10 protein-coding genes are annotated in these 10,637 nt (G+C 62.0%); 1 reads left to right on the forward strand and 9 read right to left on the reverse strand.

Going from position 1 to position 10,637, the window contains the following annotated elements; all coding sequences use genetic code 11:
* Positions 1-6 precede the first annotated feature (6 nt).
* Positions 7-783 carry a 5-oxoprolinase subunit PxpA gene (locus RHIZ70P_RS17760; protein WP_115671818.1) on the reverse strand — a complete coding sequence of 259 codons (777 nt, stop codon included), beginning with the start codon at positions 781-783 and terminating at the stop codon, positions 7-9.
* A gap of 282 nt (positions 784-1,065) precedes the next feature.
* Here RHIZ70P_RS17760 and RHIZ70P_RS17765 point away from each other — a divergent pair, with 282 nt between their 5' ends.
* Positions 1,066-1,965, forward strand: a complete 900-nt coding sequence (locus tag RHIZ70P_RS17765; protein ID WP_115671819.1) for a LysR family transcriptional regulator — start codon at positions 1,066-1,068, stop codon at positions 1,963-1,965.
* A 50-nt stretch (positions 1,966-2,015) separates the two neighbouring features.
* Here the strand turns inward: RHIZ70P_RS17765 and RHIZ70P_RS17770 are convergent, their stop codons facing one another.
* The 8 genes from RHIZ70P_RS17770 to RHIZ70P_RS17805 are packed head-to-tail and all read right to left on the reverse strand — an operon-like array spanning position 2,016 to position 10,265.
* Positions 2,016-2,369, reverse strand: coding sequence for a hypothetical protein (locus RHIZ70P_RS17770; RefSeq protein WP_115671820.1), 354 nt, complete (start codon positions 2,367-2,369; stop codon positions 2,016-2,018).
* Positions 2,370-2,388: 19 nt separating this feature from the next.
* Complete coding sequence (locus RHIZ70P_RS17775; RefSeq protein WP_115671821.1) at positions 2,389-4,179, reverse strand: ABC transporter ATP-binding protein; 1,791 nt, start codon at positions 4,177-4,179, stop codon at positions 2,389-2,391.
* Positions 4,176-5,135: an acetamidase/formamidase family protein gene (locus RHIZ70P_RS17780; RefSeq protein ID WP_115671822.1), complete on the reverse strand. Its 960-nt coding sequence runs from the start codon at positions 5,133-5,135 to the stop codon at positions 4,176-4,178. Before RHIZ70P_RS17780 ends, RHIZ70P_RS17775 begins: the two co-directional genes overlap by 4 nt.
* A gap of 7 nt (positions 5,136-5,142) precedes the next feature.
* Complete coding sequence (locus RHIZ70P_RS17785; RefSeq protein WP_115671823.1) at positions 5,143-6,759, reverse strand: ABC transporter substrate-binding protein; 1,617 nt, start codon at positions 6,757-6,759, stop codon at positions 5,143-5,145.
* A gap of 27 nt (positions 6,760-6,786) precedes the next feature.
* Complete coding sequence (locus RHIZ70P_RS17790; RefSeq protein WP_115671824.1) at positions 6,787-7,707, reverse strand: ABC transporter permease; 921 nt, start codon at positions 7,705-7,707, stop codon at positions 6,787-6,789.
* Positions 7,707-8,606, reverse strand: a complete 900-nt coding sequence (locus tag RHIZ70P_RS17795; RefSeq protein ID WP_115671825.1) for an ABC transporter permease — start codon at positions 8,604-8,606, stop codon at positions 7,707-7,709. The genes RHIZ70P_RS17790 and RHIZ70P_RS17795 overlap by 1 nt, the downstream gene beginning before the upstream one ends.
* Positions 8,581-9,192 (reverse strand): ANTAR domain-containing response regulator, encoded by a 612-nt coding sequence (locus RHIZ70P_RS17800; RefSeq protein WP_115671826.1) that lies wholly within the window; start codon positions 9,190-9,192, stop codon positions 8,581-8,583. Before RHIZ70P_RS17800 ends, RHIZ70P_RS17795 begins: the two co-directional genes overlap by 26 nt.
* Entirely contained in the window at positions 9,189-10,265 is a 1,077-nt protein-coding gene (locus RHIZ70P_RS17805) for a transporter substrate-binding protein (RefSeq protein WP_115671827.1), read from the reverse strand. Before RHIZ70P_RS17805 ends, RHIZ70P_RS17800 begins: the two co-directional genes overlap by 4 nt.
* Positions 10,266-10,637 lie beyond the last annotated feature (372 nt).

Genomic DNA, 10,637 nt, shown 5'->3' on the forward strand with positions numbered 1-10,637 from the left:
CTCCGGTTATCTGACGATTTCTGAAATGGGGGCGATGCGGATGCCTTCGGCGATCAGGGCTTCCCGCATGTTGCGCACGATATCGAGCGCGCCGAGCGTATCGGAATGGAAGCAGATGGATTCGAACGGCACCTCGATGTCCTTGCCGCTGACCGTGGTGACCAGCCCGTCCTTGCAGGCGCGCACCACCTTGCGAGCGATCGCCATCGGGTCCGGCCGGCCGACATCACGGGTAAAGACGATCGAACCGCTCTCGTCGTAGTCGCGGTCGGCATAGAATTCGCGCACCAGCGGCTGGCCGACCTCGAGTGCCGCGGTCTCCGTCGCCGAGCCCGCCATGCAGAACACATAGGCATTGGGGGCCACCGTGCGCATGTATTGGACGAACAGCTGGGCGAACTCCGGATTGACTGCCATCTCCATGTAAAGCGCGCCGTGCGGTTTCACATGCTGCAGGCTGGCCCCATGGCGACGGGCGAATTCGCGGATCGCGCCGACCTGATAGACGATGTCGTTGACCAGTTCGCGCGCCGTGCCGTTGATCTTGCGGCGACCGAACCCCTGGAGGTCGTTGTAGCCAGGATGCGCGCCGATGCCGACGCCGTGCTCGACGGCGACACGTACGGTGTTGTCCATCAGGTTCGGATCACCGGCATGGAAACCGGCCGCGATGTTGGCGGAACTGATCAGTCCCATGAGGGCGCTGTCTTCGGTATCGCCGACACGCCAGCGGCCAAAGGCCTCGCCCAGATCACAATTGATGTCTACGATCTCGAGTGCCACTTTTCTTCCCTGTCCTGCCTGTATTTTGTGCAACGCAGCGCAATGCCTGCGTATTTGTCAGAAAACCGTAGGAAGAAAAGTTTCATTTGAAAAATTCTATTTTCAGAATGTCGTTATCTGATATTCATATGTTGCCGAGCTGCGGCATGACCTGCCTTTCCGCATTAAAATCAAAGTGTTGATGCATATCCTAAAAGGCGAGTCTCCCAGTTCTGCAATCCTCGCGCCCTTCGATCTTGTTTTCAGATACTAAGTATTCTCGATTCAGAATGATGGATAACAATGTCACTCAGCCTCAGACAGATCCGCTACTTCATTGCCACGGCGGAGGCCGGGCAGGTCTCGCAAGCCGCCGTCAACCTCTCGATCTCGCAGTCGGCAGTGACGACGGCGATCAAGGACCTTGAAAGGACGGTCGGCGCAGGGCTGTTCGAACGGACACCGCACGGGATGGATCTGACGTCAGCCGGCCGCAGGTTTCTCTCGCAGGCTTATGAGATCCTGCAGAAGGTTGAAGAAGCGACGCAGCTCAATCTCGTCACCGACAAGGTCGAGGGCACACTGAGCATCGCCACGACCTATACCGTCATCGGCTATTTCCTGCCGTTCCACATCGAGCGGTTGAAGCGCCAGTTTCCGGCCATTGACATCCAGTTGTTCGAACTCAACCGGGAATCGGTCGAGGAGGGACTGCTCACCAACCGCTACGACATCGCCGTCATGTTGACGTCGAATATCCTCAATCCGGAACTGATGACAGAAAAGCTGTTGAGCTCGCAGCGCCGCCTCTGGCTGCCAGCGCGTCACGGTTTGCTTGAGAAGGACAAGGTTGGCCTCAAGGAAGTCTCGGAAGAAGACTACATCATGCTGACCGTGGACGAGGCGTCGCACAGTACGTTGAAATACTGGAGCCAATCGGCCTATCTGCCGAAGATCACGCTTCGCACCTCCTCCGTCGAGGCCGTGCGTTCACTGGTGGCCAACAGTCAGGGGGTCGCGATCCTGTCCGATATGGTGCATCGACCCTGGTCGCTCGAAGGTCGGCGGATCGAAACCATTTCGCTGGTCGATCCGATCCCCTCCATGGATGTCGGCCTCGCCTGGCGGCGCAATGTAGAATTTACACCGGCAATGGAAGCCGTCCGTTCGTATTTCCGACGATCGTTCAACATTCCCGAATAGGCCTGGTCGGCTCGAAGCTACGATCTTGGCAAGGCGCGAACTCGCATGCCTCAGCCCCGTATTCCGAACAGCAGACTGCGGTCAAGCATCCAGAAATGGGCGGTCTCCAGCATCATCCCGGCAGCAGCGAGCCGAACATGCGACCCATCCAGCCCGGCAAAGCCGCCGTTGACGCCGCGCTTGGGTGTCAGTGTCGATCCGTTGTCCAGAGCGAAGGACCGGGCGATTTCGGCGCCAAGGCTAACGCGGAACTGTTCCTCGTCAAAGCCCTCGAGAGAAACCTCATCACCCGTGGCGTTGCCGACCGCATAGTCCTCGACGGTTTCATCGAAGCAGACCGCCCTCGCCTTCGGCGTCAGCACCGTGACCTCATCGATCTGCCACTGGCCGCAAATGGGCTGCATACCGCTGGCAATCTTGCCGTCAGCTCAATCCCGGCGCTGACGCCTGGGCAACGAGGTGTCCGCCGCCGATATCGACCAGTTGCGCCCGTTCCGGGCCTTCGCCGACCTTCCACACCGGGCTCGGGATCTCGCCAGCCAAGCGCAGGCCGGGCACCCTTTCGCGACGCGGGTCGGGAACGGGGACCGCATCGAGGAGGCGCCTGGTATAGGGATGCCGGGGATTGCCGAAGAGCTGCGCGCGGGTTCCCATCTCGACGATCTGGCCGAGATACATCACGGCGACGCGGTCGGAGATGTTCTCCACCACCGCCATGTCGTGGCTGATGAAGAGGTAGGTGACGCCGCTTTCCTTCTGCAGGTCGCGCAGCAGGTCCAGCACCTTGGCCTGGATCGACACGTCGAGTGCCGCAACGCTTTCGTCGCAGACGATCAGCTTCGGCTTCAGCGCAAGCGCACGGGCAATGCAGATACGCTGGCGCTGCCCCCCGGAAAACTGATGTGGGTAGCGATTGTAGGCGCTCGGCGACATCTCGACCCGCTCCAGCAGTTCGCGCACGCGGGCCTTCTGTTCGGCCGGCGTACCGATGCCATGAATCACCAGCGGCTCGCGGATCAGCTCGCCGACGGTCATGCGCGCATCGAGTGCCGCCATGGGGTCCTGGAAGACGATCTGGAGATCGCGGCGGATCGCCTTGCGCCCGGCGGCGTCGAGATCATGCATGGCCTGGCCGTTGATCTCGATGCGGCCGGTATAGGGCACGAGCCCGGCCAGTGCCTTGGCCATTGTCGACTTGCCGCAGCCGGACTCGCCGACCAGCGACAGCGTTTCCCCTTTGAATATCTCGAGCGAGACATGCTCGACCGCATGGACGCGGGCAGCCACGCGGCCAAGAAGGCCCTGACGGATCGGGAACCGCACCGACACGTCATCAAAGCGCACCAGCACGTCGCGGGCTTCCGGTTCCGGCCGCAAGGCCCCGGCGCCGATGCGGGGGACGGCGGCGAGCAGGTCGCGCGTGTACTGTTCTTTCGGGGCATCGAACAGGTCGACCGTCGATGCAGTTTCCACCATCTTGCCCTTGCGCATGACGATGACGCGGTCGGCCATCTCGGCGACCACGCCCATGTCATGGGTAATCAGGATGACGGCCGTTCCGAGTTCCTTCTGCAGGTCCCGCAGAAGATCGAGCACTTCACGCTGCACGGTCACGTCCAGCGCCGTCGTCGGCTCGTCCGCGATGAGGACGGCAGGGCGCAGCGCGATCGCCATGGCGATCATCACGCGCTGGCGCATGCCGCCCGAGAGTTCGTGCGGATATTGCTCGAGCCGCTTTTCGGGCTGCGACAGGCGCACCGCCTTGACCGCTTCGAGCGCGCGCGCTCTCGCCTGCGACACCGATAGCGGCTCGTGCGCGCGGATCGCCTCGATCAATTGGCGACCGATGCTCATGACGGGATTGAGCGCGGTCATCGGCTCCTGGAAGATCATGGCGATGCGCGCGCCGCGCATCGCCTGCATCGTCTTCTCGGGCAGGGTCGTCAGTTCCGTTTCGCCGAAGCGGATGGAGCCGCCCGTCACCCGAACTGCGGGTGCAGGCAGGAGCCCCATGCAGGCGAGCGACGTGATCGACTTGCCCGAGCCGCTTTCTCCCGCGATCGCAAGCGTCTCGCCCCGATGAAGATCGAAGCTCAGACCGTCGACCAGCGGAATGAGCCCCTGGTGCGAGCGGGCAGAGACTTGCAGGTCGCGAACCGACAAGACCACGTCGGCTGTTGCGTCGATCGCGGGAGAAAGCATGGCTGCGGTCATTCGAAGACGGCCCTCGGGAAGTAGAAGCTGACCACGACGTTCGGCATGTCGACGATCTCGGAAATACGAAGATCGCCACAGGTCGAGACGAGCATGTAGGCGTCGACCGGATCCATCTTCTGCGTTGTCGCGAGAAGATCGACCATGTTGGCGACGGCGTCCCTGGCCGCGGCCCAAAGGTCCGGGCCGATGCCTGTCGTGACCTCATAGCCCTTGGCGTCGAGATGACGCGTGACCGGGCCAGGCGTCGTGAAGCGCGGGGTCTTCAGCGGCTGGTCCTTGATGAGGTCGAGCGTCAGCACGACATCGAACGGGCTTTCGATCGCGGTACCGCAAACCTCGCCATCGCCTTGTGCGGCGTGGGTATCACCAACCGAGAACAGCGCACCATCGACCTCGACCGGCAGATAGAGTGTCGTTCCGGCGGACAGGTCGCGGATGTCGAGATTGCCACCGACGCGCCGCGGCGGGACTACCGTATGGTGACCCTTTTCGGCCAGAGCATTGCCGATGGTGCCGGCAAAGGGCTTGAGCGGCACGCGACCGTTCTTGCCGAACAGGGCCGGCTCCATGCTCCTCGCGTCGAACTTCCAGACATTGAGGGCCGGATCGGTGAACTGATCGGCAAGCAGGCCGAAGCCGGGAATGTTGGCCGTCCAGCCAAAGCCGGCGCCGTCGCGAAGCTGGGGCGTGAAGCTCTCGATCGTCACCTTGAGCACATCGCCCGGCTTTGCGCCATCGACATAGATCGGACCGGAAACCGGGTTGATCTTGGCAAATTCCAGCGCCATCACGTCCTCGACGGTGGACTGGGGGCCAAGCTGGCCCCCAGAACTGTCAAGGCACTGGAACAGGATCGTCTCGCCCGGCGCAGCCGTCAGCGCAGGGGCAAAGGAATTGTCCCAGCCGAAATGGTGCTGATGGGCGTGGATCGTGTGGTTGCAGTGCTTGCACATGGCTGCATCACTCCTTGATGAAGACGTAGTCGTAGTTGACCGGAATGGATACCGGATCGACATAAAGGGCGTTGTCGCCGCCCATGCGGGCGGACTTCAGCGTGTAGCGCTGTTCGTTGAAGACCGGCGCCCATGGTGCGTCTTCCATCACCTTCATGTAGATTTCGGACCACTTGGCGAGACGCTCGTCGACCTTGGCCGGATCGACGATGGAATCGGCCTCGGCCGCCAGCTTGTCGAGATCTTCATTGCAGTATTTCGACCAGTTCCACCCGCCTTCGACCGTGCCGGCGCAGCCGAGGATCGGGCCATAAAAGTTGGCCGGATCCGGGAAGTCGGCGATCCATGCCATGCCGCCCGACCAGATCATCGGAGCGTTGCCGGCACCGCCAGCCTCGATCACGTTGGCCTGGGCCAGCGACTTGATCGACGCGTTGATGCCGATGGCCTTCAGGTCCTGCTGGATCGCCTGGGCGATGCGCGGGTTGGGGTCGGTATTCATGACGAACAGCTCGGTCTCGAAGCCGTCTGCATAACCAGCCTCTGCCAGGAGCTTCTTTGCGCCTTCCTGATCGAACTTGTAGCCGTCGTAACCCTTGGTATAGCCCGGCATGGAAGGCGGAAGCGGCTGGGTAGCCGGAACCGCGCGGCCGTTGATGACCTGAACGATGCGATCCTTGTTGATCGCCATGTTGACGGCACGGCGCACCTCGACCTTGTCGAACGGTGCCTTTGTCACGTTCATGGTGATATAGCCGGTGTGCAACTGGCCACCTTCGACCACGAGGCTCTTCTGCGCCTCGTCCTTCATCACTTCGACGAACTTGGCCGGCGGAATGCCGTCGCCCGGAATATCGACTTCGCCGTTCTGGGCCCGCAGTAGGGCGACGACCGGTTCCTGGCCGACTTCAACCGTGAAGCTGTCGAGATAAGGAACACCCGGAATCCAGTAATCGGCGTTCTTCTCGAACACGAGGCGCTGGCCGAGCGTCCATTCGGTGAGCTTGAATGCACCGGTTCCGACCGGCTTCTTGCCAAAGTCTGCGCCAGCTTCCTCGACCGCTTCCTTTGGCACGACAGACGAGAAGTTCAGCGCCATGACGTGGAGGAAGGTTGCATCGGGACGCGAGAGCTTGAAGACGACGGTGCTCGCATCGGGGGCGGAAACGCCCGTAACTGTCGCAGCCTTGCCCGCCGCGGCTGCGTCATAGCCGTCGATCATGGAGAAGAAGCCCTGGCCCGGCGACTGGGTGGCGGGATTGATGACGCGGTTGATCGAATAGACGACGTCGTCGGCGACAAGCTCGCGGCCGTTGTGGAACTTGACGCCCGGGCGCAGCTTGAAGGTATAGGTCAGGCCGTCCTCGGAAATTTCATGGCTCTCGGCGAGGCCCGGACGCAGGTTGGTCGTGCCGGGTTCGTAGTCCATCAGGCCGTCGAAGACCGACTTGATCATCGACCAGTTCTGCCAGTCATAGCCGATCGCCGGATCGAGCGTCGCGACGTCGTCCTTGTAGGTAACGACCATGTTGCCGCCGTGCTTCGGCTCCTGTGCCTGGGCCGGGGCAAAGGCCGGCAGAGCCATGAGGGTTGCGAGGGCAGTCGAAAGGATAAGCTTCTTCATAGGCCTTACTCCTGTTGGTTGACGGTTTCAGCGCAGCTTGATGCGCGGATCGATGAGCGGCGAAATCAGGTCGGCGATCAGGTTGCCGATGACGATGCCGCAGGCTGAGACGAGGGTGACCCCCATGATGATCGGGATGTCGACGCGTTGGATCGCTTGCCAGGCCAATTGGCCGATGCCAGGCCAGCCGAAGACGCTCTCGACAACGACGATGCCGGACATGAACAGGCCGATGTCGATGCCGATCATGGCGATGATCGGCAGGATGGCGTTGGGCAGCGCATGGCCAAGGATGACCTTGCTGCGGCCGAGGCCCTTGGCGCGCGCGGTGCGGATGAAATCGGCGCGCAGCACATCGACCATCGAGGATCGCATGATGCGCGAGTACCAGCCCGAACCGAGAATGCCGAGTGTCACGGCCGGCAGCACAAGGTGGGCGAACGTGCCGTAGCCGCCAATCGGAAACCAGCCAAGCTTCACCGCAAAGACGAAGAGCAGCAGCAGGGCGACAACGAATTGCGGCGCGGAGACCGTGAGGAAGCTGGTCAGCATCAGGCCGTTGTCGATCGCCTTGCCGCGGTTGAGCGCCGCGATGATGCCGAGCGGCAGGCCGATCAGAAGCTCGCAGCCAATCGCCGCCACCAGCAACAGCAAGGTTGCCGGCAGGCGCGAGAACAGGAGTTCGGCGACTTCGGTCTTCTGCAGATACGAGCGTCCGAAATCACCCTGAACAAGGTTCCACAGATAGTTGCCGTATTGGACGAGGAACGGCTGGTCGAGGCCGAGCTGCTGTCGGATGCTTTCAACCGTCGCAGCCGTGGCCGAACGGCCGGCGATCTGACGCACAGGGTCTGCCGGCAGCACGTAGAGCAGGACGAAGGTGATGAACGAGACGCCGAGCAGGATAAGCGCGGACTGAACGAGGCGTCTCACGATATAGGCAGCCATCAGTCACGCCCCTGTTGTGTCGGATCGAGGATGTCGCGCAGCGCGTCGCCCACCAGGTTGAAGGCGAGCGCAAGCAGCAGGATCGCCGCGCCGGGAATGAAGACGAGCCATGGAGCCGACTGGAAATAGGTCTGGTTCTCGAAAATGATGTTGCCCCAGGATGGGATCGGCGGTTGAACGCCGATGCCGAGGAAGGACAGGGTCGCCTCCAACAGCACGGTGGTCGAAATGCCGAGTGTGCCCCAGACGATCAATGTCGGAATGAGATGGGGCAGGATGTGCTTGAAGAGGATGCGGCCGTGACCGGCGCCGAGCGTCTTTTCCGCGGCGATATAGTCACGCTCCGCCAATGACGAGGTTTGCGTGAAGATCACCCGGGCCGTCTGCACCCAGTTCACGAAGGCAATCACCATGGCGACGATCCACAGCGACGGGGAAAAGATCGCGGCAAGGCAGATCGCCAGCAGCAGGGCCGGAAACGCCATCATCAGATCGGTGAAGCGCATCAGCACTGCGCCGATTGCCCCGCGGAAATATCCCGCGGTGACGCCCACCAGCGTGCCGATCAGCAAAGCGGCTCCGTTGGCGACGAGGCCGATCACCAGCGAGGTCTGCGCGCCGTAGAGGATGCGCGAGAACAGGTCGCGACCGAGAAGATCCGTGCCGAACCAGAATGCCGCGTTGGGCGGCAGCGGCGCACCTTCGATGGTGAGGCCGTCGAAGAACTGTTCGTAGGGATCGAACGGCGCAAGCCATCTGGCGAACATCGCCCCGCCTACGCAGACGACGATGATCAGCAATCCCAGGAGCGCAAGCTTTCGCCGAGCCAATTGGCGCAGCACGGAAGGCCCGCTCTCCGGCACGACCAGGGGTTCAGGCGGGATCGATGCGTCTGCCATCGTCAAGGCCCTTCTCGTTCGAATAGTTTGCCACGAGCCGCTCCGCGGCAATTTCGATCGTCACGCGCCAAGCCATCGCCGTCTGACGCAGAAGGTCATAGGCCTCGGCCTCGGTCTTGCCCTTCATCACGAAGATCATCACGGCGCGCACGATCGTCTGGCGTGCCGAGAGCCGGCTCTGCAGGTCGGAAATCAGCGCCTCGGATGCATTGGCGCGGTCGAAATTGCTGCGGGCGACAAGGAGAGCCGCGTAGACGCCCTTGTCGCTCATCGGTTTGAGGAGCTGCGCGTGCGCGCCCATTTCCATCGCCCACCTCAAGCGACCCGGCGCTTCCGAGCCGATCAACGCGATCATCGGCATTGGTGATTGGCCGGGTGCCCAGGGAAACTGCTCGTCGTGCCCCATGTCGGCATCGTAAAAGATGAAGTCGGCTGCAATCGCCTCGGAGGGGAGTTCCGGCCATGCCTCGCGCACGTCCAGCCCGATGACGCCAAGCTGGCGAACGAGACCCTGTACTGACGGGTGTGGCCTGTGCAGGATCCAGGCCGTGGCGCCGCCCAGGTTTTCCGTCCTGATGCGCGTCATGACACGACCTTCAGCCGGACGCCCGTCTTTCCTGGTTGCGAGCGTTGTGTCAGGTAGGGATCGGCGCGCATGGCCGGCAGACGCTTGATCTCGTCGAAGTGGCCGTTCGTCAGTCTTGCGATGATGGCCGGCTGGCGAGCGTGGAGATGCACGGGGTCGAGCCTCGTGGTGCGGCCGCTGCGCACGGCCAGATGCAGGAGCTCAGCCAAAGGCAGTTCCTCCGCTCCGGGACGCCCTTGCAAGAGCCCAGCCAGTTCGCGCACCGATTGACGCGCCATTTCATGGAACGACCCGCCAGCGCCGCCGTCGGGCTCGAACCAGGGCCCTGCCGAGACCAGGCCCTCGGCAGCCTTTCCCGCCGCTTCGATCTCGCATTCGGTGAAATTGCACGACAGCACCGTCAGCCCCTCGGCAAAGTCCGCTTCCTGCTTCAGTTCGGCCAGACGCGCCAGAAAGGCATAGGAGCTGTCGCCCACCAGCGAGTTCAGTATGAAGCTCGGCTTCAGCGTCCGGATGTCATGGATGATGTGGTCGAGTTCGGTGTCACCAATTGGAAGGTACCGGTCGCCCAGCACCTGTCCGCCCGCCGCCGCGATCCTCTCGCGCGCGATCTGCGCCATTTCCCAACCCCAGATGTAGTTGGAGCCGACGAGGTAGGCGCAGGCGCCGAGCGCGGGCAGTGCCCAGTCCAGAAGCGGCAGCAGATGCTGGTTTGGACAGGAATGCATGTAGGCCACCCGCTCGGATGCCTCGAAGCCTTCATAGGGCACGGGATACCACAACACTCCGTCGAAGCGCTCGAGTTCCGGAATGACCTCCTTGCGGCTCGCCGACGTGATGCAGCCGAAGATGTGGCGCGCTGCGGAGCTGCGCAGGATCTCCCGGCATTGAGGTGCATAACGGTCGAGCCTCCCCTCGGGGTCGCGCTCCGTCACCCGGAAGCAGACATCGAGTTCGGGATCCGAATTGACCTCTTCGACGCCGCGCAGGACCCCGTCGCGGGTGGCGCGCGATAGGGCGGCATACATGCCGCTACGTGAAAGAAGGACGCCTATGTCTACGATCCGCTTCATCGAAATCCCAATGCAAAAAGCCCCGACGATGCGCGTGGTGAACGCGATCGAGACGGGGCTCAGGTGCCGACTATTTGGTTCAATCTAGCCTCGAAAAATGCGTATTGGAAGCTTTATTGCGCGAAAAACCGGTGAAATTGCATAATTCCTTCTCACCTACCCATAACCGCGCAATAATTGGGCACATGCCGCCTTTTTGTACGACAGACTTTGAAGAAGAGCGAAGGGGCATGCGGTAATCCCCCTGACCTGAGACCCAATCTTCCTCCAGTTTTCGGGAGAGTCTTGGGTTTTTAATCTGGCCTCATGCGGCCTGTTTTTCCATAGCCATTTTCATTGCGAACTCGCTGGGGGTGATATTGCCCAGCGACG

This window comes from Paenirhizobium selenitireducens ATCC BAA-1503 (genome assembly GCF_900492185.1).
Taxonomy (GTDB): Bacteria; Pseudomonadota; Alphaproteobacteria; order Rhizobiales; family Rhizobiaceae; genus Allorhizobium; species Allorhizobium selenitireducens_A.